At 61.4% G+C, this 25,419-nt stretch carries 24 protein-coding genes and 1 pseudogene; 13 read left to right on the forward strand and 12 right to left on the reverse strand.

Going from position 1 to position 25,419, the window contains the following annotated elements:
• Window positions 1-94 precede the first annotated feature (94 nt).
• Both JFV30_RS31740 and JFV30_RS31745 read left to right on the forward strand, forming a co-directional pair.
• Window positions 95-2,581, forward strand: a complete 2,487-nt coding sequence (locus JFV30_RS31740; protein WP_010173882.1) for a circularly permuted type 2 ATP-grasp protein — start codon at window positions 95-97, stop codon at window positions 2,579-2,581.
• Complete coding sequence (locus tag JFV30_RS31745) at window positions 2,581-3,471, forward strand: transglutaminase family protein (protein ID WP_201126024.1); 891 nt, start codon at window positions 2,581-2,583, stop codon at window positions 3,469-3,471. The genes JFV30_RS31740 and JFV30_RS31745 overlap by 1 nt, the downstream gene beginning before the upstream one ends.
• A 109-nt stretch (window positions 3,472-3,580) precedes the next feature.
• Here JFV30_RS31745 and JFV30_RS31750 read toward each other — a convergent pair whose 3' ends face one another.
• Window positions 3,581-3,769: a hypothetical protein gene (locus JFV30_RS31750; RefSeq protein WP_010173886.1), complete on the reverse strand. Its 189-nt coding sequence runs from the start codon at window positions 3,767-3,769 to the stop codon at window positions 3,581-3,583.
• A gap of 68 nt (window positions 3,770-3,837) precedes the next feature.
• Entirely contained in the window at window positions 3,838-4,425 is a 588-nt protein-coding gene (locus JFV30_RS31755; protein WP_010173888.1) for an LOG family protein, read from the reverse strand.
• Between the two features lie 337 nt (window positions 4,426-4,762).
• Between JFV30_RS31755 and azu the strand changes: the two genes are divergently transcribed.
• Window positions 4,763-5,209, forward strand: a complete 447-nt coding sequence (azu, locus tag JFV30_RS31760) for an azurin (protein WP_010173890.1) — start codon at window positions 4,763-4,765, stop codon at window positions 5,207-5,209.
• Window positions 5,210-5,288: 79 nt separating this feature from the next.
• Here azu and nadE read toward each other — a convergent pair whose 3' ends face one another.
• The 3 genes from nadE to JFV30_RS31775 all read right to left on the reverse strand — a co-directional run bounded on the left by nadE (window position 5,289) and on the right by JFV30_RS31775 (window position 8,444).
• Window positions 5,289-6,116 (reverse strand): ammonia-dependent NAD(+) synthetase, encoded by an 828-nt coding sequence (nadE, locus tag JFV30_RS31765; RefSeq protein ID WP_201126025.1) that lies wholly within the window; start codon window positions 6,114-6,116, stop codon window positions 5,289-5,291.
• Window positions 6,117-6,119: 3 nt separating this feature from the next.
• The gene (pncB, locus tag JFV30_RS31770; protein ID WP_010173896.1) at window positions 6,120-7,334 is read right to left on the reverse strand and encodes a nicotinate phosphoribosyltransferase; all 1,215 of its coding nucleotides are present in this window, start codon (window positions 7,332-7,334) and stop codon (window positions 6,120-6,122) included.
• 213 nt (window positions 7,335-7,547) lie between these two features.
• Window positions 7,548-8,444, reverse strand: coding sequence for a LysR family transcriptional regulator (locus JFV30_RS31775; RefSeq protein ID WP_201126026.1), 897 nt, complete (start codon window positions 8,442-8,444; stop codon window positions 7,548-7,550).
• Between the two features lie 155 nt (window positions 8,445-8,599).
• Between JFV30_RS31775 and amaB the strand changes: the two genes are divergently transcribed.
• The 9 genes from amaB (at window position 8,600) to JFV30_RS31820 (ending at window position 19,552) form a co-directional block, all read left to right on the forward strand.
• Window positions 8,600-10,090 (forward strand): L-piperidine-6-carboxylate dehydrogenase, encoded by a 1,491-nt coding sequence (gene amaB / locus JFV30_RS31780; protein WP_010173900.1) that lies wholly within the window; start codon window positions 8,600-8,602, stop codon window positions 10,088-10,090.
• Window positions 10,091-10,190: 100 nt separating this feature from the next.
• Window positions 10,191-11,474, forward strand: coding sequence for an L-pipecolate oxidase (amaA, locus tag JFV30_RS31785; protein ID WP_201126027.1), 1,284 nt, complete (start codon window positions 10,191-10,193; stop codon window positions 11,472-11,474).
• A 376-nt stretch (window positions 11,475-11,850) separates the two neighbouring features.
• A complete protein-coding gene (locus JFV30_RS31790) occupies window positions 11,851-12,987 on the forward strand; it encodes a branched-chain amino acid ABC transporter substrate-binding protein (protein ID WP_201126028.1) in 1,137 nt (378 codons plus the stop codon).
• Between the two features lie 253 nt (window positions 12,988-13,240).
• On the forward strand, window positions 13,241-14,155 hold the full coding sequence (locus JFV30_RS31795) for an ABC transporter permease subunit (RefSeq protein WP_201126029.1): 915 nt from the start codon (window positions 13,241-13,243) through the stop codon (window positions 14,153-14,155).
• A 2-nt stretch (window positions 14,156-14,157) separates the two neighbouring features.
• Complete coding sequence (livM, locus tag JFV30_RS31800) at window positions 14,158-15,435, forward strand: high-affinity branched-chain amino acid ABC transporter permease LivM (protein WP_010173907.1); 1,278 nt, start codon at window positions 14,158-14,160, stop codon at window positions 15,433-15,435.
• Window positions 15,432-16,307 (forward strand): ABC transporter ATP-binding protein, encoded by an 876-nt coding sequence (locus JFV30_RS31805; RefSeq protein ID WP_010173909.1) that lies wholly within the window; start codon window positions 15,432-15,434, stop codon window positions 16,305-16,307. The genes livM and JFV30_RS31805 overlap by 4 nt, the downstream gene beginning before the upstream one ends.
• Window positions 16,304-17,020 (forward strand): ABC transporter ATP-binding protein, encoded by a 717-nt coding sequence (locus JFV30_RS31810; protein ID WP_010173912.1) that lies wholly within the window; start codon window positions 16,304-16,306, stop codon window positions 17,018-17,020. Before JFV30_RS31805 ends, JFV30_RS31810 begins: the two co-directional genes overlap by 4 nt.
• A gap of 733 nt (window positions 17,021-17,753) precedes the next feature.
• Window positions 17,754-18,521 (forward strand): SDR family oxidoreductase, encoded by a 768-nt coding sequence (locus tag JFV30_RS31815; RefSeq protein WP_010173913.1) that lies wholly within the window; start codon window positions 17,754-17,756, stop codon window positions 18,519-18,521.
• A gap of 125 nt (window positions 18,522-18,646) precedes the next feature.
• Complete coding sequence (locus tag JFV30_RS31820) at window positions 18,647-19,552, forward strand: cation diffusion facilitator family transporter (protein ID WP_010173916.1); 906 nt, start codon at window positions 18,647-18,649, stop codon at window positions 19,550-19,552.
• Here JFV30_RS31820 and JFV30_RS31825 read toward each other — a convergent pair.
• The 5 genes and pseudogenes from JFV30_RS31825 to ureE all read right to left on the reverse strand — a co-directional run bounded on the left by JFV30_RS31825 (window position 19,524) and on the right by ureE (window position 23,228).
• On the reverse strand, window positions 19,524-20,654 hold the full coding sequence (locus tag JFV30_RS31825) for an AGE family epimerase/isomerase (protein WP_201126030.1): 1,131 nt from the start codon (window positions 20,652-20,654) through the stop codon (window positions 19,524-19,526). The two genes, JFV30_RS31820 and JFV30_RS31825, sit on opposite strands and share 29 nt — an antisense overlap.
• A 182-nt stretch (window positions 20,655-20,836) precedes the next feature.
• A pseudogene (locus JFV30_RS31830) lies at window positions 20,837-21,408 on the reverse strand (HupE/UreJ family protein).
• A 24-nt stretch (window positions 21,409-21,432) separates the two neighbouring features.
• Entirely contained in the window at window positions 21,433-22,047 is a 615-nt protein-coding gene (gene ureG / locus JFV30_RS31835; protein WP_010173923.1) for an urease accessory protein UreG, read from the reverse strand.
• Between the two features lie 9 nt (window positions 22,048-22,056).
• Window positions 22,057-22,731, reverse strand: coding sequence for an urease accessory protein UreF (locus JFV30_RS31840; RefSeq protein ID WP_201126031.1), 675 nt, complete (start codon window positions 22,729-22,731; stop codon window positions 22,057-22,059).
• Complete coding sequence (gene ureE, locus JFV30_RS31845; protein WP_010173926.1) at window positions 22,728-23,228, reverse strand: urease accessory protein UreE; 501 nt, start codon at window positions 23,226-23,228, stop codon at window positions 22,728-22,730. The genes JFV30_RS31840 and ureE overlap by 4 nt, the downstream gene beginning before the upstream one ends.
• A 337-nt stretch (window positions 23,229-23,565) precedes the next feature.
• Between ureE and JFV30_RS31850 the strand changes: the two genes are divergently transcribed.
• Window positions 23,566-24,054, forward strand: a complete 489-nt coding sequence (locus JFV30_RS31850) for a C40 family peptidase (protein WP_201126032.1) — start codon at window positions 23,566-23,568, stop codon at window positions 24,052-24,054.
• 1 nt (window position 24,055) lies between these two features.
• On the opposite strand, the gene JFV30_RS31855 is transcribed toward JFV30_RS31850, so the two are convergent.
• Window positions 24,056-24,688, reverse strand: coding sequence for a TetR family transcriptional regulator (locus JFV30_RS31855; RefSeq protein WP_010173930.1), 633 nt, complete (start codon window positions 24,686-24,688; stop codon window positions 24,056-24,058).
• A gap of 151 nt (window positions 24,689-24,839) precedes the next feature.
• Window positions 24,840-25,289, reverse strand: a complete 450-nt coding sequence (locus tag JFV30_RS31860) for a hypothetical protein (protein ID WP_201126033.1) — start codon at window positions 25,287-25,289, stop codon at window positions 24,840-24,842.
• Window positions 25,290-25,419: the final 130 nt, after the last annotated feature.

The raw sequence follows: 25,419 nt of genomic DNA on the forward strand, positions 1-25,419 counted from the left end.
CATCACCTCGGTACACCAGATGCACCGAGGTGCCTGCATCGCGGGCAAGCCCGGCTCCTACATACTGACTTCCCTTGCCCCTGCCGAGCGTTCCATGCCCGACTTGCTCGACCGTTACCCGCTGACCGCGGGCACTTATCACGAACTGCTGGACGACAGCGGCGCGGTGCGCGCCCATTGGCAGCGCCTGCTCGATCACCTGCAACGCAGTACCCCGGCGCAACTGGCCCAGCGCCAGGCCTTGCTGACCCGGCAGATCCAGGAAAACGGCGTGACCTATAACGTCTACGCCGACCCCAAGGGCGCCGATCGCCCGTGGGAGCTGGACCTGTTGCCCCACGTGCTGGCCGCCGATGAATGGAAGCAGCTTTCCGCCGGCATCGCCCAGCGTGCGCGCCTGCTGAATGCGGTACTGGCCGACCTCTACGGCCCGCAGCGCTTGATTGCCGAAGGCTTGCTGCCGGCAGAGCTGGTGTTTGGCCATAACAATTTCCTGTGGCCGTGCCAGGGCATCCAGCCGCCCGACGGCGCCTTTCTGCACCTGTACGCGGTGGACCTGGCGCGCACGCCGGATGGCCGCTGGTGGGTGACCGCCGACCGTACCCAGGCTCCGTCCGGTGCCGGTTATGCCCTGGAAAATCGCACCATCGTGTCCCGTGCATTCCCGGACCTGTACCGCGACTTGCAGGTGCAGCACCTCACCGGTTTCTTCCGCACCTTGCAGGAAACCCTGGCCCGCCAGGCGCCGAGCGACGACCAGCCGCCGCTGATCGTGCTGCTGACCCCGGGCCGTTTCAACGAAAGCTATTTTGAGCACCTATACCTCGCCCGCCAACTCGGCTACCCGCTGGTGGAGGGCGGCGACCTGACCGTGCGCGACGCCACGGTGTACCTCAAAACCCTCAGCGGGCTGCGCCGGGTGCACGCGATCATGCGCCGCCTGGACGATGACTTCTGCGACCCGCTGGAGCTGCGCACCGACTCGGCCCTGGGCGTGCCCGGCCTGCTGGACGCCGTACGCCAGGGCAATGTGCTGGTGGCCAACGCCTTGGGCAGTGGCGTGCTGGAGTCCCCGGGTTTGCTGGGCTTTTTGCCGAAGATCAATCAATTCCTGTTTGGCGAAGAACTGATCCTGCCGTCCATCGCCACCTGGTGGTGCGGTGAGGCGCCGGTGCTGGCCGAAGCCCTGGAAAAACTCCCGGAGCTGCTGATCAAGCCGGCCTTTCCGTCGCAAAGCTTCACCCCGGTGTTTGGCCGCGATTTGAACGACGAGCAACGACAGGCCCTGGCCGAGCGCATGCAGGCGCGACCCTACGCCTACGTCGCCCAGGAACTCGCGCAGTTGTCGCAAGCGCCGGTCTGGCACACCGTCGACGATCACCTGCAACACCGTGCCATCGGCATGCGCGTTTACGCCGTGGCCAGCGCCGACGGTTACCGGGTACTGCCCGGCGGCCTGACCCGCGTGGCCGCCGAAGCCGATGCCGAAGTGGTGTCGATGCAACGCGGCGGTGCAAGCAAGGACACCTGGGTGCTCGGCGAGCGTGCCCACGGCACCGAACAGTGGCGCGCCCAACGGGCAATCGGCGCCCACGACCTGGTGCGGCGTGACCCGTACCTGCCGTCGCGGGTGGTGGAGAACCTGTTCTGGTTTGGCCGCTATTGCGAGCGCTGTGATGACAGTGCGCGCTGGCTGCGGATCGTCCTCGCCCGCTATGTCGATGGAGACGACCCCCTGGCGTTGCAGGCGGCGGTCGAGCTGGGCGAGAACCTGCGACTGTTGCCGGAGGAGGGCGAATTGCCTGAGCGGCTTCAGGCGGCCTTGCTCGGTGATGACTGGCCGTCGAGCCTGCGGGCCAACCTGCAGCGTTTGCAGTGGGCGGCGTCCCAGGTGCGCGGCAAGCTGTCCCGTGAAAACTGGCAAGCGCTGGTGGAATTGCAACGCGAAGCCCTGGAGCTGGAAAGCGAAGAGCCGGACTTTGGCGAACTGCTCGACTTCCTCAACCGCCTGGTGATGTCCCTGGCGGCGCTGTCGGGTTTTGCCCTCGACGACATGACCCGCGACGAAGGCTGGCGCTTCCTGATGATGGGCCGGCGCATCGAGCGCCTGCAGTTCCTCAGCAGCAGCCTGGCGGCCTTCCTGCGTGGCGTGGCGGTATTCGATCAGGCCGGGCTGGAGTGGTTGCTGGAACTGGGCAACAGCAGCATCACCTATCGCTCGCGCTACCTCGCGGTGCCGCAATTGATCCCGGTGCTGGACCTGTTGCTGCTGGATGAGCAAAACCCCCACGCGGTGCTGTTCCAGCTGAAACTGGTGAGCCGCACCCTGCGTCGGCTGAATGATGATTTTGGCGTGCCCCGGGAAACCGGGCTCGCGCCGTTGGTGGAGCGCCTGGCGCGCTTTGACCTGGGTTGCCTGGAGAACCCGCTGTTCGGCGAGTCCAGCGTGCGTGCCGCGCTGGACGGCCTGGCCGACCTGCTGCAAGCGGTGGCCGATGAAAGCGGGCAAGTCTCCGACCGCCTGGCCTTGCGCCATTTTGCCCATGTGGACGATGTCAGCCAGCAAACGGTGTCTGTGTGATGAGTGCCCGCTACCAGATTTTCCACGATACCCATTACCACTACGACAGCCCGGTGTCCCTGGCCCAGCAGCTGGCGCACCTGTGGCCGCGGCCGTGTGCCTGGCAGCGCTGCAGCTCGCAGCAACTGGAGATCAGCCCCGAGCCGACCTCGCGCCGGGACGAGCTTGATGTGTTTGGTAACCCGATCACCCGGCTGGCGTTCGAGCGGCCCCACGATGAGCTGCTGGTGAACGCCGGGCTGACGGTGGAAGTGCTGGCGCGCCCGGTGCTGGATTTCAGCCTGTCGCCGGCCTGGGACCAGACCCGCAACGGCATGACCTACAGCAGCCAGCCGTTATCCGCCGAGGTGATCGAGGCGTGTCGCTATCGGTTTGAATCGCCCTACGTGCATTTGAAAAAAAGCTTCGTCGAGTTCTCTGAAGACTGTTTCCCGGCCGGTCGCCCATTGCTGTTGGGTGTGCAGGCGCTGATGCAAAAGATCTTCAGCGAGTTCACCTTCGATGCCGAAGCCACCCAGGTTGCCACGCCGCTGGTGGAAGTGCTGGAGCGCCGGCGCGGCGTGTGCCAGGACTTCGCCCACCTGATGCTCGCGTGCCTGCGCTCCCGGGGCCTGGCGGCGCGGTATATCAGCGGTTACCTGCTGACCCAGCCACCGCCCGGCCAGCCACGGTTGATCGGCGCGGATGCGTCCCACGCGTGGGTGTCGGTGTTTTGCCCGGTGTCGGGTTGGGTGGATTTTGATCCGACCAACAATGTGCAGCCGGCGCTGGAACACATCACCCTGGCCTGGGGCCGGGATTTTTCCGATGTTTCGCCGTTGCGGGGGGTGATTCTGGGAGGAGGGAGCCATGACCCGGAAGTGCGGGTGACGGTGATGCCGCTGGAATAGTGCAGATCCACTGTAGGAGCCGGCTTGCCGGCGATGGCGACCTTGAGATCTCTGGTGATCATTCGGCCCGATCGCCGGCAAGCCGGCTCCTACATAAATCCAGTGGTTCTCAGGCGTCCGGCGCCTGATCTTTCGGTGCTTCGGTTTCGTCTGTAGCCACTGTACCTTCAGCATCCGGGTTCAGTGCACCGGCTTCTTCGTCGGCTGCCAATTTCTTGCGCTGCAGCTTTTCCTCTTTCTTCTGCTCTTTGGCCAAGTCTCTCTGACGTTTGGCGAAGGAGTAATTAGGTTTTGCCATGGGCGATCCTCTGGGGTCGAAGGTGAGGTTGAGCGGCGCGTATTCTGCCTTTAATCGCGTCCCAAGGGTTAATCGGGTTTTTGATCCACCCATTTGGGCAGGACCAGCGGTTGCCAGGCATCCAATGCGTCAAGCAGCTCAGCCGGCGATTCGCTCATTTGCAGCATGGCACGATGCGGTGCGCGGACGAAACCTTCGCCGACGATATGATCAAGAAAATCGGTCAACTTGCGGTAAAAACCGTTCACTTCGAGCAAACCCAGCGGTTTGCCGTGGTAGCCGAGCTGGCCCCAGGTCCAGACTTCGAACAGTTCTTCCAGGGTGCCCAGGCCGCCCGGCAGCGCAATGAACGCGTCGCTCAGCTCGGCCATGCGCGCCTTGCGGGCGTGCATGCCGTCGACCACTTCCAGGCGGGTCAGGCCTTTGTGACCGATTTCCAGGACTTTCAGGCTTTCGGGAATAATCCCGATCACCTCGCCACCGGCTTCCAGGGCCGCATCCGCGACGATACCCATCAGGCCCACGGCGCCGCCGCCATACACCAGGGTGAGCTTGCGCTCGGCCAGCGCACGCCCGAGGGCAACGGCCGCTTCGCGGTAGGCCGGGTTGGTGCCGCTGCTGGCACCGCAAAATACACAAACAGACTTCAAGGACATACCTGACTCCACTCAGTTGTGGCTAAAGAGTAAAGGCTGGCTTGCGTCTCTCAAAGGATTAAACCTCGCGTTGAGGTGTTTCGTAGGTGCCGCTGGCGCCACAGGCATAGGCGGCAAGCAGGCTGCGGAACAGGCTATTGAGGTGCATGGCTCGGACTCCAGAAGGAAGATGAGCCGATCATAGGCCGGCGGTGCGAGTTTGGCCGGTAGATTGTTTCGATGAGTCTGATAGCCTAAAGTTGTATACAATCTGTTGATACAGATCATATGAAGTCCTGCCTGACTCAGGCACCCTTGTCGCAATATGCGTTTTTTAAACCCTGCCCTGGAGATTCACATGTTTGCCAAACTCGTTGCTGTTTCCCTGCTGACTCTGGCTAGCGGCCAGTTGCTTGCTGCAGAGTGCAAGGTCACTGTCGACTCCACTGACCAGATGTCCTTCAACACCAAGGCCGTCGAAATCGACAAGAGCTGCAAGACGTTCACCGTAGAGTTGACCCACTCCGGCAGCTTGCCGAAAAACGTCATGGGCCATAACTGGGTGCTGAGTTCCACCGCCGACATGCCTGGCATCGCCAGCGACGGCATGGCTGCCGGTATCGACAAGAACTACCTGAAAGACGGCGACGCCCGCATCATTGCCCACACCAAGATCATCGGTGCCGGCGAGAAAGACTCCGTGACCTTCGATGTGTCGAAGCTGGCGGCAGGTACTGACTACTCGTTCTTCTGCTCCTTCCCAGGCCACATCTCTATGATGAAAGGCACTGTGACCCTGAAGTAATCATTCTTCAGGCAAAAAAAAGCGCCCTTCGGGGCGCTTTTTTTTGAGCTGCTTTTGCCACAATGAGCTGCGCGTCGGCTTATGGTGCAAACGGCATCACCCGTTTGTGCTCGGTCTTGCGATAGGTATCGCAGATGATCCGGAACGCTTCCTCGCGCACCGGCTCGCCGTGCAGGAACGCGTCGATCTCGGCGTAGGTCACGCCGTGGGACGCTTCATCCGGCTTGCCCGGGGACAGGTCTTCGAGGTCGGCCGTCGGGATTTTCTCCACCAGCGATTCCGGGGCACCAAAGTGTCGGGCAATCGCGCGCACCTGGTTTTTCACCAGCCCGCTCAGCGGCGCCAGGTCGCAGGCGCCATCGCCGAATTTGGTGAAAAAGCCCATCACGGCTTCCGCCGCGTGGTCGGTACCGATCACCAGGCCGCCGGCCGCACCGGCGATGGTGTACTGCGCCACCATGCGCATGCGCGCCTTGGTATTGCCCAGCACGAAGTCCCGGGAGACCGCGGCCTTGCCTTCAAACGCGGCCACTTCATTGGCCAGGGATTTCACCGCCGGGCCGATGTTCACCGTGTGACGCTCGTCGGGCTCGATAAAGTCCACGGACGCCTGGGCGTCGTGTTCGTCGAACTGGGTTTCGTAGGGCAGGCGCACCGCGATAAAGCGGTAGGCCTCGTCACCCTTGGCGGCCCGCAACTCTTCCATCGCGCGTTGGGCCAGCAGGCCGGCGGTCAGGGAGTCGACGCCGCCGCTGATGCCCAGCACCAACGTCTTGAGGCCTGAATTGAGCAGGCAGTCCTGGATAAAGGTAACGCGCCGGGCGACCTCCGCCTCAAGGGCGGCCTGGTCCTTAAAGGGCGGTTGGACCTTGAGCTGTTCAGCAATCTCGCGCTGTACGGCTTGCATGATTCACTCCTTGCTGGGTAGGGCAGGTACTTTGAAAACGTGGCGCAAATAGGCGACGAAATTCGGATCGGTGCAGTGGGTCTTGCCCGCTTCATCGGAAATCTTCGCGACGGGCTGGCCATTACAGGCGGTCATTTTAAGCACGATGCTCATCGGTTCCACACCTGGAATATCACAGGTCAGGTTGGTGCCGATGCCAAAGCTCACATTGATCCGACCCCGCAGCGCGCGGAAAATCTCCAATGCCTTGGGCAGCGACAGGCTGTCGGAGAACACCAGGGTCTTGCTCATCGGCTCGATGCCCAGCTTGTGATAGTGGGCGATGGCCTTTTCGGCCCACTGCACCGGGTCGCCGGAGTCGTGGCGCAGGCCGTCGAACAGCTTGGCGAAGTACAGGTCGAAATCGCCGAGGAACGCGTCGGTGGTGATGCAATCGGTCAAGGCGATGCCCAGCAGGCCACGGTACTCGCGAACCCAGCAGTCGAGGGCGGCGATCTGGCTGTCGATCAGGCGCGGGCCGAGTTGCTGGTGGGCCATGATCCACTCGTGGGCCATGGTGCCCAGGGGCTTCATGTCCAGCTCGCGGGCCAGGTGCACGTTGCTGGTGCCGACAAACCGCCCGGGGAAGTCGTGCTTGAGCACCGTCACCACTTCTTCCTGCACACGGTAGGAGAAGCGCCGGCGCGTGCCGAAATCCGCCACCTGCAATTCGGACAGTTCTTCGACGCTGGCGTTGGCCGTCAGCCAGTCGAACTTGCGATACAGCTGCTCGCGGGCCTGTTCGAGGATGACGGTCTGGTAGCGATAACGGTTACGCACCTCGCTGACGATCGCCAGCATCGGCACTTCAAACAGGATCACATGCAGCCACGGCCCGCGCAGGCGGATAAACAACTCGCCGTTTTCGATGCCGGTGTGCACGTAGCGCAGGTTGAAGCGAAACAGCCCGAGGAACCGCAGGAAATCCGGCTTCATGAAGCTGATGCGTTCCAGGAAGCCCAGTTGGTCGGGGCTCAGGCTCAGCTCGGCCAGGCGCTCGATCTGGTAGCGGATCTCCGCCAGGTACGGGCGCAGGTCTTCACTGTTACGGCAACGAAACTCCCATTCAACTTCCACGTTCGGGTAGTTGTGCAGCACCGCCTGCATCATGGTCAGCTTGTAGAAGTCGGTGTCGAGCAGGTTCTGCACGATGCGATCGGCAAACACACTCTCGCTCATAACGGGAATCTCCAGACGGGTCGGCGATGGGCGCCGACCTTTACGCACAATTAAGGAATGGCGCTAGTGGCGCATAGACCTGTGCTGTTTTGCCAGCAGTTTTTTCGGTGGGGCCACTGACGCCATCGCAGGCAAGCCCGCTCCCACAGGTGAATGCATTCCAAAAGGTGGGAGCTGGCTTGCCTGCGATAGCGGTATTGCAGGCCAAAAAAATCAAACTGACTCGACTTGCTCCATCATCCACTTCACAAAATCCCGCACCTTGGGCACTTCCGCCGAGTGCTCCGGGTAAGCCAGGTAATACGCATCCTGGCTCGGCATCGCGTGCTGCCAGGGGATCACCAGCTTGCCTTCGGCCAATTCTTCTTCCACCAGGAACCGTGGCAGCAGCGCCACACCACAGCCCACTTGCGCGGCGCGGATGCACATATAAAAGGTCTCGAAGCGCGGCCCGTGGTAGCTGTGCTCGGTGTGAAAGCCCTGGGCCGCGAACCAGTCGTGCCAGCCTTGGGGGCGCGAGGCGTTTTGCAGCAGCACCAGTTCACTGAGCTGCGTGGGGTCGGTAAAGGGTTGTGCGGGCAGGCTGTCGGGCGAGCACACGGGCACCAGTTCTTCACTGAACAGCTTGAGGCTCTCGGTGCCGGGCCGTGAGCCCTGGCCGAAATAGAAGGCCAGGTCGGCCTTGCCTTGCAGCAACTCGTCCGGTTCCTGTTCGTTGCACAGGTCCAGGTGAATCTGCGGATGGCGCAGCCGCCAGCCCTTGAGGCGCGGCACCAGCCAGCGAGCGCCGAAGGTGTAGGGCGTGGACACCCGCAGCACTTCAGTCTCGCCGCCGTAGGAACGCAGGTAGTGGGTGGACATCTCCACCTGGGTGAGGATCTTGCGCACCTCCACCAGGTACAAATCGCCTGCCGGGGTCATCTGCAAGCGGCGGCGTACACGGCGAAACAGCAGGTGCTGCAGCAGTTCTTCCAGCTGCGCGACCTGTTTGCTGACGGCGCTCTGGGTGAGGTTCAGCTCCTCGGCGGCGCGGGTAAAACTCAGGTGGCGGGTAACCGCTTCGAAACACTGCAAGGCGGTAATCGAGGGCAAATGTCTTTTATTCAGCACGGCACGCCTCTTTTTTGTTCTTAGCATGAATAAACGGAATGATATCTCGCCTAATCGTCGTTTGTTGGCAAGTCTTGGGCCAGCTACAAATAAGGTCTGGATCGCCGCGACAGCTGGCGGCGCAAATTTCTGTTTGTAGATTGAAGGAGTGACCCATGGTTGCCGCATTGCTTGATCGTCTCGGGGTAAACCCGGCGCTGTACCAGTCGGGCAAACAGCCCGTGCATTCGCCCATCGATGGCAGCCGGATTGCCAGTGTGCACTGGGAAGGTGCCGCCGAGGTGGAGCAGCAGGTCAGTCGCGCCGAGCATGCATTCGACGCCTGGCGCAAGGTGCCGGCACCCCGCCGTGGTGAGCTGGTGCGCCAGTTCGGCGACGTGTTGCGCGAGTACAAAGCCGACCTCGGTGAGCTGGTGTCGTGGGAAGCCGGCAAGATCACCCAGGAAGGCCTGGGTGAAGTGCAGGAAATGATCGACATCTGCGACTTCGCCGTCGGCCTGTCGCGCCAACTGTATGGCTTGACCATCGCCTCCGAGCGCCCGGGCCACCACATGCGTGAAACCTGGCACCCGCTGGGCGTGGTCGGCGTGATCAGTGCGTTCAACTTCCCGGTGGCGGTGTGGGCGTGGAACACCGCGCTGGCACTGGTGTGCGGCAACGCGGTGATCTGGAAACCCTCGGAAAAAACCCCGCTCACCGCCTTGGCCTGCCAAGCGTTGTTCGAGCGCGTGCTGAAGAAATTCGACGGCGCCCCCGAGTACCTGAGCCAAGTGATCATCGGTGGCCGTGACGCCGGTGCCGCACTGGTGGATGACCCGCGTGTGGCGCTGATCAGCGCCACTGGCAGCACCCGCATGGGCCGCGAAGTGGCGCCGAAAGTCGCCGCGCGTTTTGCCCGCAGCATTCTCGAATTGGGCGGCAACAACGCCATGATCCTCGGCCCAAGCGCCGACCTGGACATGGCCGTGCGCGCCATCCTGTTCAGCGCCGTCGGCACTGCCGGGCAGCGCTGCACCAGCCTGCGCCGGTTGATCGCCCATGAGTCGGTGAAAGAGGAAATCGTCACCCGCCTCAAGGCCGCGTATGCCAAGGTGCGCATCGGCCATCCACTGGAAGGCAACCTGATCGGCCCGCTGATCGACAAACACAGCTTCGAAAACATGCAGGACGCCCTGGAACAGGCCTTGAGCGAAGGCGGCCGGGTGTTTGGCGGCAAGCGTCAGTTGGAGGACAAATTCCCCAACGCTTACTACGTGTCGCCGGCGATCGTGGAAATGCCGGAGCAGAGTGACGTGGTGTGCACCGAGACTTTCGCGCCGATTCTGTACGTGGTGGGCTACACCGATTTCGCTGAAGCGCTGCGCCTCAACAACGCCGTGCCTCAAGGCCTGTCGTCGTGCATCTTTACCACCGACGTGCGTGAAGCCGAGCAGTTCATGTCGGCCGTGGGCAGCGACTGCGGGATTGCCAACGTCAACATCGGCCCGAGTGGCGCGGAGATTGGTGGCGCGTTTGGCGGTGAGAAAGAGACCGGTGGCGGGCGTGAGTCGGGTTCGGATGCATGGCGCGGCTACATGCGTCGCCAGACCAACACCGTGAACTACTCGCTGGAGTTGCCGCTGGCCCAGGGCATCACCTTCGACTGAGTCTCTGCTCGAAGTGAGGTCAATGTGGGAGCTGGCTCCCACAGTTGATCGGGTTCGCACATCAAAATAGTGGTTTGTTAGGTCTCATCGGAGTCTGGCAATGGCATTACGCGAAGCATGTTTGTGGGAACAGCTCACCCCTGGCCGGCCGGATCGTGCTGCGCTCAAGGGCGAGGTCAACGTGGATGTCTGCGTGATCGGTGCCGGTATCACCGGTTTGTCGGCAGCCATTCACTTGCTGGAACAAGGTAAAAGCGTCGCCGTCCTCGAAGCCCACCGCACCGGCCACGGTGGTTCGGGGCGCAACGTAGGCCTGGTGAATGCCGGGATGTGGATTCCGCCGGACGAGATCGAGGCCGGTTTTGGCACGGCGGTGGGCAGCCAGCTCAATCGCATGCTCGGCGCGGCACCGTCCCTGGTGTTCAGCCTGATCGACAAATACAGCATCGACTGCCAACTGCGCCGCGAGGGCACCTTGCACATGGCGCACAACGCCCGTGGCGAGGCGGATTTGCGCAGTCGTGAAGAACAGTGGAAGCGTCGCGGCGCCCCGGTGGAGCTGTTGACCGGTGCAGCATGCGAGCAAGCCACCGGTACCAAAAAGATCGCCGCCGCCTTGCTGGACCGGCGTGCGGGTACCCTGAACCCGATGGCCTACACCAGCGGTTTGGCCAATGCCGCTGTCGGGCTGGGCGGGCAGTTGTTCGACCATTCCCCGGTCACTCAACTGGAACGCCAGGGCCAGCACTGGTCTGTGCAAACTGCCCAGGGCTCGGTGCAGGCCGAACAAGTGGTGATCGCCTCCAACGCCTACACCGAGGGCGAATGGACCGAGCTGCGCCGCAATTTTTTCCCCGGTTATTACTACCAGGTGGCGTCGGCCCCGCTGACCGACGACGCCGCGCAACAAATCCTCCCCGGCGGGCAGGGCTCCTGGGACACCCGCCAGGTACTCAGCAGCGTTCGCCGCGACGCCGAAGGCCGCCTGTTGCTCGGCAGCCTGGGCAATGGCAACCAGAAACCCGCGTGGTTCCTCAAGGCCTGGGCCGATCGGGTGCAACAGCACTACTTCCCGTACCTCAAACCGGTGCAGTGGGAATGCACCTGGACCGGCTGTATCGCTTTCACCCCGGACCACTTGATGCGTTTGTTCGAGCCGGCGCCCGGGCTGGTGGCGGTCACCGGTTACAACGGGCGTGGGGTGACTACTGGCAGTGTGGTGGGCAAGGCGTTTGCCGATTACCTGTGTCACCAGGATCCACAGGCGCTGCCGATCCCGTTCGCACCGATGCAGCCCTTGGCGGGCGTGGGCCTGCGCAGCTGTCTGTATGAGGCGGGCTTCTCGCTGTATCACGCGGGCCAATGCCTGCGGATCGTGATCTGATCAACGAAATACCGCTCAGAAGCCTGCATTTTCTTAGCCGGCTACTAATCTGTATTGGTGCGAGTCGTAGCAGTAACGCACTGTAAATGTGCACTTCCGTTACGCACGCTGTTACAGGTTCAAGGGTGGCCCTTTAATGGCCGGGTTGCAGTGTTGGATCCATCAGGTTGCACTTTATGGATCCAATGGTTGCACCCGATTGAGATAGACGGTTGCACGTCCAATCAAAAGGCGCCCAAAAACCTGCAATAACAATGACACCGTGTCTTTTTGAATAATAAAAACGTAATGGCACGCCGCTTGCTCTGGGCTTTCGCTGAAAGTTTTTGAAGTGAAGCTGCAGTGCCAATTCAACAAAAACCTCGGAGCACCACTCATGTCCCAGACGTTTTACAAGAAAGGTTTTCTAGCCCTCGCAGTTGCTGCTGCGCTGGGTGTTTCTGCGTTTGCTCAAGCTGATGTGAAGATTGGCGTAGCGGGGCCGATGACCGGCGCCAACGCGGCATTTGGTGAGCAGTACATGAAAGGTGCCCAGGCGGCAGCCGATGTCATCAACAAGGCCGGCGGCATCAACGGCGAGCAGATCAAACTGGTGGCCGGCGACGACGCCTGCGAACCCAAGCAGGCTGTGGCCGTGGCCAACCGTCTGGCAGACCAGGAAAAAGTGATCGGCGTGGTCGGGCACTTCTGCTCGTCCAACACTATCCCGGCGTCCGAGGTTTACGACGAAGCGGGCATCATCATGATCACCCCGGGCTCTACCAACCCGCAGGTCACCGAGCGCGGCCTGTCGGCGGTGTTCCGTATGTGTGGTCGTGACGACCAGCAAGGCATCGTGGCCGGCGACTACATCGTCGACGTGCTCAAGGGCAAGAAAGTTGCCGTTATCAACGACAAGGACACCTACGGCAAAGGCCTGGCGGACGCCACTGCACAGCAGTTGACCAAGCGCGGCGTGAAGCCGGTGCTGGAAGAAGGCCTGACCCGTGGCGAGAAAGATTTCAGCGCCCTGGTCACCAAGATCCGCTCCACCGGTGCTGATGTCGTGTACTTCGGCGGCCTGCACCCGGAAGCCGGTCCACTGGTTCGCCAGATTCGTGAAGCCGGCCTGAAAGACGTCAAGTTCATGTCCGATGACGGTGTGGTCACCGATGAGCTGGTTGCGACCGCCGGTGGTGCGCAGTACGTGGATGGCGTGTACATGACCTTCGGCGCCGACCCGCGCCTGCTGCCAGACAGCAAGGCCGTCGTGGAACAGTTCCGCAAGGCCGGTACCGAGCCTGAAGGCTACACCCTGTACGCCTACGCTTCGATCCAGGCCCTGGCCGCCGGCTTCAATGGCGCCAAGTCCAACAAAGGCGAAGACGCGGCCAAGTGGCTCAAAGCCCACCCGGTCAAAACCGTCATGGGCGAGAAGAATTGGGACGCCAAGGGCGACCTGAAAGTCTCCGACTATGTGGTTTACCAGTGGGACAAGGACGGCAAGTATCACCAGCTGGAAAAGCAGAAGTAATAGTTAGCGCGATTGGTTAGACGCCACTTGACCCTGTAGGAGCCGGGCTTTTGTGGGAGCTGGCTTGCCTGCGATAGCGTCACCTCGGTTTGACTGACATTGCGAGGTGTCTGCATCGCGGGCAAGCCCGGCTCCCACACAAGCCAGCTCCCACACGGGGACTTGGTTGCCAGCCCCTTTTGTGTCTGTTTTTTCCTCCTAGAAGATCCGCACACCCACAGGTGTGCAGGCTCTCACTGCGTGAGATTGCGTTATGGATGGTATATTCCTGCAGCAACTGGTCAATGGGCTGACCCTCGGGTCGGTCTATGGCTTGATCGCCATCGGCTACACAATGGTCTATGGCATCATTGGCATGATCAACTTCGCCCACGGCGAGGTTTATATGATTTCCGCTTACCTCGCGGCGATCAGTCTGGCACTGCTGGCTTACTTCGGCATCGAATCCTTCCCGCTGCTCATTCTTGGCACCCTGATCTTCACCGTCGTCGTCACTGGCGTTTACGGTTGGGTCATTGAGCGTGTCGCCTACAAACCGCTGCGCAACTCCACCCGACTGGCACCGCTGATCAGCGCCATCGGTATCTCGCTGATCCTGCAGAACTACGCGCAGATCGCCCAGGGCGCCAAGCAACAAGGCATCCCGACGCTGCTGGCCGGCGCCTGGAGAGTCGACATCGGCACCGGGTTCGTGCAGTTGACCTACACCAAGGTGTTTATCCTGGTGGCCGCGTTCGTCGGCATGGGCCTGCTGACCTACATCATCAAGAACACCAAGCTCGGCCGCATGTGCCGCGCTACCCAGCAAGACCGCAAGATGGCGTCGATCCTCGGCATCAACACCGACCGGGTCATCTCCTACGTATTCGTGATTGGTGCCGCCATGGCCGCGTTGGCCGGTGTGCTGATCACCCTGAACTACGGCACGTTCGACTTCTATGCCGGCTTCATCATCGGCATCAAGGCATTTACCGCAGCGGTACTCGGCGGCATCGGTTCCCTGCCTGGGGCCATGCTCGGCGGGATCATCCTGGGTATTTCCGAGTCGCTGTTCTCGGGGTTGATCAACTCTGACTACAAAGACGTGTTCAGTTTCTCCCTGCTGGTGGTGATTCTGATTTTCCGTCCCCAGGGCCTGCTCGGTCGCCCACTCGTGGCGAAGGTATAACTATGTCTGCTGCCTACTCTATCGATATCAAGAAAAGTGTCGTCGATGCGGTACTCGCCGGGCTGATTTCGCTGATCGTGTTCGGTCCGATCGTCGGCGTGGTCCTCGACGGCTACAGCTTCAACCTGGAACCGGCGCGTGTCGGCATCCTGGTGGCCATTGTGATGGTCGGCCGATTCGCCATGAGCCTGTTCCTGCAAACCCCCAAGGGCCTGCGGATTCTGCAGGGATTTGAGAGCACCGGTTCCGGTGTGCACGTGCTCAAGCCGGACTACAAATCGCGCCTGCGCTGGATCATTCCGGCGTTGATCGTGATTGCCATCGTCTTCCCGTTCTTCGCCAACAAATACCTGCTGACGGTGGTGATCCTCGGGCTGATCTACGTGTTGCTGGGCCTGGGCCTGAACATCGTGGTAGGCCTGGCCGGGCTGCTCGACCTGGGCTACGTGGCGTTCTACGCCATTGGTGCCTATGGGCTGGCGCTGGGTTATCAATACCTCGGTCTGGGCTTCTGGTCGGTGCTGCCGTTGGCGGCCATCTGTGCCGCGCTGGCGGGGTGCATACTCGGGTTCCCGGTGCTGCGAATGCACGGCGATTACCTGGCGATCGTGACCCTGGGCTTCGGTGAAATCATCCGCCTGGTGCTGAACAACTGGCTGTCGTTTACCGGTGGCCCGAACGGCATGCCGGTGCCGTCGCCGACGTTTTTCGGCCTGGAGTTTGTGCGCAAGGCGAAGGATGGCGGGGTGCCGTTCCACGAGTTCTTCGGCATCGACTACAACGCCAACTTCAAATTCCTGTTCATCTACATCGTGCTGTTCCTGGTGGTGCTGCTGGTGCTGTACATCAAGCACCGCCTGACCCGCATGCCGGTGGGCCGCGCCTGGGAAGCCTTGCGCGAGGATGAAATCGCCTGCCGTTCCATGGGCCTCAACCACGTGCTGGTGAAGCTCTCGGCGTTCACCATTGGCGCTTCCACTGCCGGTCTGGCCGGGGTGTTTTTCGCCAGCTACCAGGGCTTCGTCAACCCGTCGTCGTTCACTTTCTTCGAGTCGGCGCTGATCCTCGCCATTGTCGTATTGGGTGGCATGGGCTCCACCGTCGGCGTGGTGATTGCCGCGTTCGTGTTGACCGTGGCGCCCGAGTTGCTGCGCAGCTTCTCTGAATACCGTGTGCTGCTGTTTGGCGTGTTGATGGTGGTAATGATGATCTGGCGACCACGAGGCCTGATTCGCATCAGCCGTACCGGTGTCGTCCCACGTAAAGGAGTGGCGCCATGAGCAAGGAAGTCGTCCTTTCCGTTGAACACCTGATGATGCACTTCGGTGGCATCAAGGCCTTGAGCGATGTGAGCCTCAAGGTCGAGCGCAACTCGATCTTCGCCCTGATCGGCCCCAACGGTGCCGGCAAGACCACGGTGTTCAACTGCCTGACCGGTTTTTACAAAGCCTCCGGCGGCAAGATCGAACTCAATGTGCGCGGCAAGCAGACCAACGTGATTCAGTTACTCGGCGAGCGCTTCAAGGCCACCGATTTTGTCTCACCGAAAAGCTTCTTCAGCCGGGTGTTCTACAAGATGTTCGGCGGCACCCACCTGGTGAACCGTGCAGGCCTGGCGCGTACCTTCCAGAACATTCGCCTGTTCAAGGAAATGTCGGTGGTGGAGAACCTGCTGGTGGCCCAGCACATGTGGGTCAACCGCAACATGCTCGCGGGCATCCTCAACACCAAGGGCTACCGCAAGGCTGAAAGCGACGCCCTCGACCATGCGTTCTACTGGCTGGAAGTGGTGGACCTGGTGGACTGCGCCAACCGCCTGGCCGGCGAGCTGTCCTACGGCCAACAACGCCGCCTGGAAATCGCCCGCGCCATGTGTACCCGGCCGCAGATCATCTGCCTCGACGAACCGGCTGCCGGCCTCAACCCCCAGGAAACCGAAGCCCTCAGCGCGATGATTCGCCTGCTGCGGGACGAACACGACCTGACGGTGGTGCTGATCGAACACGACATGGGCATGGTGATGAGTATTTCCGACCACATCGTGGTGCTGGACCACGGCAACGTCATTGCGGAAGGCGGCCCGGAAGCGATCCGTAATGACCCTAAAGTGATCGCGGCTTACCTGGGCGCTGATGAAGAGGAGCTGGTATGAGTGAACCAATCCTCGAACTGAAAGACCTGGACGTGTTCTACGGCCCGATCCAGGCCTTGAAGAAAGTCTCGCTGCACATCAACGAAGGCGAAACCGTCAGCCTGATCGGCTCCAACGGCGCGGGTAAATCCACGCTGCTGATGTCGATCTTCGGCCAGCCACGGGCCGAGTCGGGGCAGATCATCTACCGCGGCGTGGACATTACCCACAAGTCGTCCCACTACATCGCCTCCAACGGTATCGCGCAGTCGCCGGAAGGCCGGCGGGTGTTCCCCGACATGACCGTCGAGGAAAACCTGTTGATGGGCACCATCCCGATTGGCGACAAGTTCGCCACCGAGGACATGCAGCGCATGTTCGAGCTGTTCCCGCGGCTCAAGGAGCGGCGTAACCAGCGGGCGATGACCATGTCCGGTGGTGAACAGCAGATGCTCGCCATCGCCCGTGCGCTGATGAGCCGGCCCAAGCTGTTGCTGCTGGACGAGCCGAGCCTGGGGCTGGCGCCGATTGTGGTGAAGCAGATCTTTGCCACGTTGCGGGAGCTGGCGTCCACCGGCATGACCATCTTCCTGGTGGAGCAGAACGCCAACCATGCGTTGCGCTTGTCGGACCGGGCGTACGTGATGGTCAACGGCGAGATTCGCCTCACAGGCACCGGCAAGGAGCTGCTGGTGAATGAGGAGGTGCGTAACGCTTATCTAGGCGGGCATTGATTGCTGATCCAGCGGTAATACCTGTGTGGGAGCTTCGGCTCCCACACTTGTTTTTGGCTATCCACAGTGCTTTCCCGAAATTGTGGACAACAAATCCAGGCACCTGTCAAAGCGCGACATATAGCCGCCGCAAATCCCTGTTTTGTCACAGTTTTGACTTGTCCCCAACCACTGTGGAACCGGCTGTGGGTAACGTGGGAGTAGCTGGCTGGAGGCCTTTGTTTTCGTGGCTTGCAGCGTGGTGATTGTTTTTTGATCAGCGGTTTTTTCGCGACCACCCGAAGGGTTTGTCAACCTGTTTAAAGACACAGGTATATGACCGGAATATGTCATTCCATCCTGTGGATAAGTCTGTGACTAAACTCTGGAAAGACTGCCGCAGGGGCCGGAATGACTGGCCTGGAGCCATCGTCCTGGTTGCACTGTTTTGAACCGGGCTACATAGGGCTTGGCTCAGGTCAAGCAAAAAACTTTTTGAATCGCGCTGAAAGCCTTGTATACCGCGGCTTTCAGCTTTTGCACTTGCCCCCAAAGACTGTGGACGGGGCTGTGGATAAGGTGCGCGCACATGGCTGCACGCCACGGCCCGTATGGGTTTCAAGTGATTGGTTGAATTTCGTACAACATGAGAGGCGTTCACCTCTCCCCACAGCGTGTATCAGTTGCCGCCAGCCCGGCAGCCGGGCATTCTGCTGGCTGATTTTTTACCTCGTAGCCCTGCAAGGAGAACACCATGTCCAATACGCTGTTTATTACTGGCGCGACCTCAGGTTTTGGCGAAGCCTGTGCCCGGCGTTTTGCCGAAGCCGGTTGGAAACTGGTGCTCACCGGCCGCCGCGCAGAGCGTCTGAACGCCCTGTGCGCCGAGCTTTCCAAGCAGACCGAAGTGCACGGCCTGGTGGTGGACGTACGTGACCGCAAGGCCATGGAAGAGGCGATCGCCAACCTGCCGCCGTCCTTCGCCACGCTGCGCGGGCTGATCAACAACGCCGGCCTGGCAGTGGGCACTGACCCTGCACCCAAGTGCAGCCTCGACGATTGGGAAACCATGGTCGATACCAACATCAAGGGCCTGCTGACCACCACCAGCCTGCTGTTGCCGCGCCTGATCGCCCACGGCCGTGGCGCCGGCATCATCAACCTCGGTTCCATCGCCGGCAGCTACCCGTACCCGGGCAGCCACGTGTATGGCGGCACCAAGGCCTTCGTCAAACAGTTCTCGCTGAACCTGCGGTGCGACCTGCAAGGCACCGGCGTGCGTGTGACCAACATCGAGCCGGGCCTGTGCGAAAGCGAGTTCTCCCTGGTGCGCTTTGCCGGTGACCAGGCGCGTTATGACGCGACCTATGCCGGTGCCGAGCCGATCCAGCCGCAGGACATTGCGGACACGATCTTCTGGGTGCTGAACACCCCGGCGCACGTGAACATCAATCGCCTGGAGCTGATGCCGGTGAGCCAGACCTGGGCCGGGTTTGCGATTGAGCGTGGCGCCAAGGGCTGAGGTGAAAATCCCCTTGCCGGCCCGCCGGCAAGGATGCCAAATCGGCCAAAACAGGACATAAGGTACACTCCACCCCTGAAAACCCCGCCGCGTTGTGCGGTTTTAAGGTTTTGACAGGAGGATATGTGAGTAACCGAGGTGAGCAGTCGCTGCTCAAACAATCGACGATTCTGATGTTCGCGGTCGCGATCGCCGGGATTGTCACGGGTGTGGTGTCGGGCGCCCAATCGATTTTATTCGACGGCTTTTTCTCGCTGATCGCCACCGCCATCAAGGTGTTGATGCTGATCACGGCCAAGCTGATCGCCAAGAAAAGCAACGAACGCTTCCAGTTCGGCTACTGGCACCTGGAACCCATGGTGCTGCTGATCGAAGGCAGCTTTTTGCTGTTGATCGCCATCTACGCGTTTCTCAACGGTGTGTTCGGCATTATCAATGGCGGTCGCGATATCGAGCTGGGCCTGGTGATCATCTACGCGGCGGTGTTTACCGTGGTCGAGTTCGCCTATTTCTTCTATGTGCGCTATCGCAACCGCACGCTCAAATCGTCGCTGATCCAGTTCGACAACATCAGCTGGCTGGTGGACGCGATGCTGTCGGTGGGGCTGCTGGTGAGCTTCCTGGCGGCGCTGTTGCTCAAGTCCCAGGGCTATGGGCAGTGGGCGGTGTATGTCGACCCGTTGATCCTGATCCTGCTGGCGTTGAGCATGCTGGCGCCGGCCTTCAAGATCCTGCGCCCGGCGCTACGGGACGTGCTGGGGATTGTGCCGGACCAACTGGACGGCACAGTGCGCGAAGTGATGGACGCGGCCCAGGCCAAACATGGTTTCGACGACTACGTGTCCTACGTGCAGAAGCACGGGCGGGCGCGGTTTATCGAGATTCATGTGGTGTTGCCGGCGGATTACCCGGTGGATAACGTCGCCACCCTGGACGGGCTGCGCGAAGAGATATCCACAGGGCTTGGCAAGCCTGACGCGGCGCGCTGGCTGACGATCAGCTTTACCGGGGACCGCAAATGGATTGCGTAAGGCCCAGGTAACACGTGGCCAAGTGGTAGGGCGTGGTCGACGGCATGTCCCGTCGGCTGACTTGCCCCTTGGCATCCAGGCATTCATTCCAGCCTTTGTCGTGCAGGAAGCGCTGTTGCAGCGCCAGCAATTGGCGTTGCAGCACGGCTTCACTGTTGGGCCGCAAGGTCAGCGCCCGCAGGTATTCGGCCTGGGCCCAGATACGCTGGGTGCCGTCGCGTACGCTGCCGTCCAGGGCCAGCATGCCGCTGACCGCGCCCGTCGCGTTGTCCACACCCTTCTGCTCGGCATAGGTGAACGCCTTGTTCAGAGAGGCGTGCAGCGGCGTACCGCGCAGCAAGTCTGAAGACTCCAGCAGGAAGAACCATTCGAACTGGTGCCCCGGCTCAAACCAGTTATCCACAGCGCCCAGGGGTTTTTCCATCATCACGCCGTGCTGGCGGTCGATGAAGCGCTTCTGCATGGCGTTGGCCAGGTCCAGCAATGCGTCTTGCGTCACGGCGTCTTCACGCACGGCCAGCGTTGCGAGGAAGCCTTCGGCGAGGTGCATCAGCGGGTTTTGCAGCGGGCCGGACTTGAGGGATGACCAGTTACGCTCCAGCACCGCTTCGTACAGGCCGTCGCCGGTGGCGAAGCGTTCGGCTACCACTTCCAGGGCCGCATCGAGTACCGACTCCACCAAGGACTCGCGCACCTTGGCCCAATAGTGGGCACAGGCGAAGATGATGAAGGCGTGGGTGTAGAGGTCTTTGCGTTTATCCAGCGGCTTGCCGTGGGCGTCGATGCTGTAGAACCAGCCGCCGTGTTCGGCGTCGTGGAAGTGCCGTTGCAGGGACCGGAACAGCGCGGCGGCGCGCTCCTCGGCAAAGGCTGCGCCGGGCTCGCCGATCAGGCTGGCGAACAGGTACAACTGCCGTGCGCAGGCCATGGCGCGATAGCGTTGCGGCGGCAAAGGCCGGTGGTCGGCGTCCAGGGCTTCATAGGGCAGCGCCAGGTCGGCATTCCAGCCCGGGCCTTGCCAGAGCGGCACGATCAGGTCGTGGAAGTGCGTCAACACAGCGGTCAATTGAGGCTTGAGGGCGGAGCTTGGAGCGATGGGCATCGGCTGGCGTCGTCACGGCAGGGGTGTTTGCGCGACATGGTATCAGGCTTGGGATCGGTGTTGTCTTTACTGCCGCCTTCGCGAGCAAGCCCGCTCCCACATTCGACTGCATTCCAAAGAGGGAACTCGGTCAAATGTGGGAGCGGGCTTGCTCGCGAAGAGGCCTTCAGTCGCGCCGACAATCAGGCAGCGAGCAACCAAACCCCAGTCGCCGCCGAAGCCGCCCCGGCCACCCGCACCAGCGGCGCTGCGGCCGCCGGCAGGAAGCGCACCACGGCATAACCCGCCGCATGCAGAACCGCCGTCGCACCGACGAACCCGACCGCATATGCCCAAGGGCTGGACATGTCCGGCAGCTCCAAACCGTGAGCGACGCCATGGAACAGCGCAAACAACGCCGTCGCTGCGACCGCCACGAACAACGGCGGACGCACCGCCAGCGCCACCGCCAGGCCCAGCGCCAGCACCGACGCGGCAATCCCGCTTTCCAGCGCCGGCAATGCCAGGCCTTCAAAACCCAGCATTCCGCCGATCAACATGGTGCCGACAAAGGTGCACGGCAGCGCCCAGCGCGCCGCGCCTTTTGCTGGGCGGCCCACAGGCCCACGGCGACCATCGCCAGCAAGTGGTCAATGCCGCCCAGCGGGTGGCTGATACCGGCCACCAGGCCGTTGTCGCCATGGCCGGGGTGGGCGAAGGCGAGGGCCGGGGTGAGCAGCAACGCTGCGGCAGCGAGAAGTGTATTGAGGCGCATGGACAAGCTCCTTGTTGGGGGTGGTCAGGCTGCGGTCAGCAAGCCCTGGCGTTCGATGAAGGCGACGATTTCTTCCAGGCCGACGCCGGTTTTCTGATTGCTGAAGACAAAGGGTTTGCCTGCGCGCATGCGCTGGGTGTCGCTGTTCATCAGCTCCAGGGACGCGCCCACCAGCGGTGCCAGGTCGATCTTGTTGATCACCAGCAGGTCGGATTTGCAGATTCCCGGGCCGCCCTTGCGTGGCAGTTTGTCGCCGGCGGACACGTCGATCACGTAGATGGTCAGGTCCGACAGTTCCGGGCTGAAGGTGGCCGACAGGTTGTCGCCGCCGGATTCCACCAGGATCAGGTCCAGGCCGGGAAAGCGCCGGTTGAGTTGGTCTACCGCCTCGAGGTTGATCGAGGCGTCTTCGCGAATTGCGGTGTGCGGGCAGCCGCCGGTTTCCACGCCGATGATGCGCTCGGGCGCCAGGGCCTGGTTGCGCACCAGGAAGTCGGCGTCTTCGCGGGTATAAATGTCGTTGGTGACCACCGCCAGGTTGTAGCGGTCGCGCAGGGCCAGGCACAGGGCCAGGGTCAGGGCGGTCTTGCCGGAGCCGACCGGGCCGCCGATGCCGACGCGCAGGGGTTGTGTGTTCATATGCTTCTCCTAGGAACGGAACAGGCGGCTGTACTGGCGCTCATGGGCCATGCACGCCAGGGACAGGCCGAACGCGGCGCTGCCGTAGTGATTGGGGTCGAGTTGGCTGGCATCCTGCTGGGCCTGTTGCAGCAGCGGCAGCAGTTCACTGGTCAGGCGCTGGGCGGCTTGCTGGCCCAGGGGCAGGGTTTTCATCAGCACCGCCAACTGGTTTTCCAGCCAGCTCCACAGCCAGGCGGCCAGGGCGTCGTCGGGGCTGATCTGCCAGGCGCGGGCGGCCAGCGCCCAGCCGAGTGCGAGATGAGGTTCGCCGCGTTGCGCCAGAAAATCTCGAGCGGCGGCGTCCAGCTCCGGCAAGCCGTTGAGCAGTTGCGCCAGGGAATAACCCATCTGCCGGCTTTCCTGATACAGCTCGCGGGTTTCGCGGCTGGCGCGGTGCTCTTCACACAACTGCGCGAGGCGCGGCCAGTCTTCTTCGGCTGCGGCCTTGCAGTGGGCGAGCATCAGCGGCGCCTCGAAGCGCGACAAATTGAACAGCAGTTGATCGCTGATCCAGCGCCCGGCACTCGCCGGGTCGGTCACACGCGCTTGCTCCACGGCCATTTCCAGGCCCTGGGAATAGCTGTAGCCACCAATCGGCAGCTGCGGACTGGCCAGACGCAACAGCGCCCAGGCTGGGTTCATAGACGTACGCCGAACTGGTGCAGCTTGGGCGGGTAGTTGAAGTCTTCGTCGCCATGGCGGGAATGATGATGGCCGCCGCCATAGGCGCCGTGTTCCGGCTGGAACGGCGCTTCGATGGTTTCAGTCGTCGCACCCAACTGCTCGAGCATGGCCTTGAGCACGTAGTCATCGAGCAGGCGCAGCCAGCCGTCACCCACTTGCAGGGCCACGTGGCGGTTGCCCAGGTGATAGGCGGCGCGGGTCAGTTCGAAGGCACTGCTGCAGGTGACGTGCAGCAGGTGTTCAGGGCGGGCACATACACGTACGACACGTCCGTCTTCGGCCTGTAGGAATTCACCGTCGTGCAGCGGCGGTTGGCCGCGCTCCAGAAACAGGCCGACATCTTCTCCGTCGGCACTGAAACAGCGCAGGCGGCTTTTGCTGCGGGCTTCGAAGTTCAGCAGCAACTCAGCGGCCCAGACGGGTTCGGGGGCGATTCGGCGGTGGATCACCAGCATCAGAAAGCTTCCAGCTATGAGCGATAAGCAAGCTAGAGCAAGGGTCTTGCCAACCACGCGGGGAGTGGGAATTCCCTGTAGGCAGGCGGCTTGTGCCACCTGATGGCGCAGGAAATTATTCCAAAATGTTTCATTTTGGTGCGTGGCGGGATTTATAGCACTGGATTCGGGCGTTCGGCGTTGAATTGCAGTAAGCGGCGCGTGAAATTTCTTTCATCTTTAGGGAAATCGAATTGTTTCGGATTTTTCCCACGAAGTTAAAGGATTCGGAGTTCATTGGATTACGTGCTGCTTCATTAGGATTCCGCTCCGTATTTAATCCACAGCGGTTTCCACCATGTACAAGTCATTTTTCTGTTTATTGATTGTCAGCCTGTCGTTGGCCATTTCATCCGCCTCGGCCAACCTCCAGCGCCCGATCTCACTGGAGGCTTCACCTTCCATCACCAGCGTGATTGATCGCGCCCATTCTCTGTTGGGCACCCCTTACAGGATGGGCGGGACGTCAGTGGCTCAGGGTTTCGATTGCAGCAGTTTCCTGGTGTACCTGTTCAAGACCGAAGCCAATATTCATCTGCCCCGCACCACCGCTGCGATGCACCGCTCAACGGCAGCCACGGTCAAGCGCGATGCACTGCAACCGGGTGATGCGGTGTTTTTCAGGGGTAATGGGCGTGGCCAGGTCAGCCACGTCGGCCTTTATATAGGCGAAGGCAAGTTCATCCACTCGCCACGTACGGGTAAAAGTGTGCGCATCGATTCGCTGGCCAACGTTTACTGGAACAGGAACTACACCACCGCCAAGCGGTTTCACGCCGTGCGCTGAGTTATTCGGTGCTGCCCAGGCCTTGCCAATGCTTGAGGCCGATAAAGATGAAGCGCAGTTGCTGGGTGATCTTGGCCTGGGGCGTGAGATGGGACGGCAGCGCTTCGGCGGGCGGGTCAATGATGTCGGGCAGGGTGGCGAACACACTCTTGACGATCAGATCGGCCATCACGTGCAAGCCGTCGGCATCCAGGTGCTGGAGCTTGGGCATCAAGGTCAGGTCGGCGGCGAGGTCGCTGGCGATGTCTTCGCGCAAGGCGCCGATGGCCTGGCGAACGGCAAGGCTGCCACCGTATTGCTCACGGGCCAGGAACAGGAATTGCGAACGGTTGGCGGCGACCACATCGAGGAAAATCCGCACCGAGGCATCGATGATGCCGCCCATCACGAATTCATTGTGGCGCACCAGGCGGATCGTCGCGCGAAAGGTCTGGCCGACTTCACTGACCAATACCAGGCCCAGTTGATCCATATCGGCAAAGTGACGGTAGAAACCGGTGGGCACGATGCCGGCGGTCTTGGCCACTTCACGCAGGCTCAGGCTGCCGAACCCACGGCCACACTCCATCAGATGGCGGGCTGCGTCCATCAGGGCGAGTCGGGTCTGTTGCTTCTGTTCGGCACGGGGCAGCATTGGCAGGCGGGCTTTGTGGACAAGGACAGCGACGCACTCTAGCAAATCAGCTTTGCCAGCGTCGAACTTCAAAAGGGAGAAGGGCGTTGCGGTTCACACAAAGTCAAAGCCCGATCGGGTGATCGGGCTTTTTTCCAGGGCCAGCACGGGCTTAGCTCTGTGCTTGATGCAGTTCTTGCAGACGGTCAGCACCGCCTTCCGCTACGCCGTCAGCATAGGCGCGTTTGTTGGCACGGCTCGAACCGTCTTCAACCAGACCTTTCTGTTCCAGGCGATCACGGCCACCTTCGGCAACAGCGTTGCGTTCCAACAGGCGATCAGCGCCACCTTCAACCAGGCCTTTCTGTTCCAGGCGGTTACGGCCGTTTTCTACAACGCCTTCGGTGTAGGCACGTTTGTTGGCGTTGTCCGAACCGTTTTCAGTGATGCTGCCGTTGTAATCGGTGTTGTTCTTGTCCGAGGCACCGCTGCGAGCCAGGGTTTGGCTAACGTGGGAGGCATCGGCTTTCACTTGTGGGGTGGCCTGTTCAGCAGCTGGCAGGGCAAATGCGCTGGTGGCCAGGACGGAAAGTACAAAGCTTGCGAGTAATTGGCGTTTCATGATGGGTTGCTCCTTGGGAGGGCGATAAATTGGGTACAGGGCTAATGCTACTCTTGATAAGTCGATATAAAAGTTCATAAACACAATGGTAATAATCAACAGAATTGATTGTTCTCGGCGAGGGCTCTAT

It is taken from the genome of Pseudomonas sp. TH32, from assembly GCF_016650855.1.
GTDB lineage: Bacteria > Pseudomonadota > Gammaproteobacteria > Pseudomonadales > Pseudomonadaceae > Aquipseudomonas.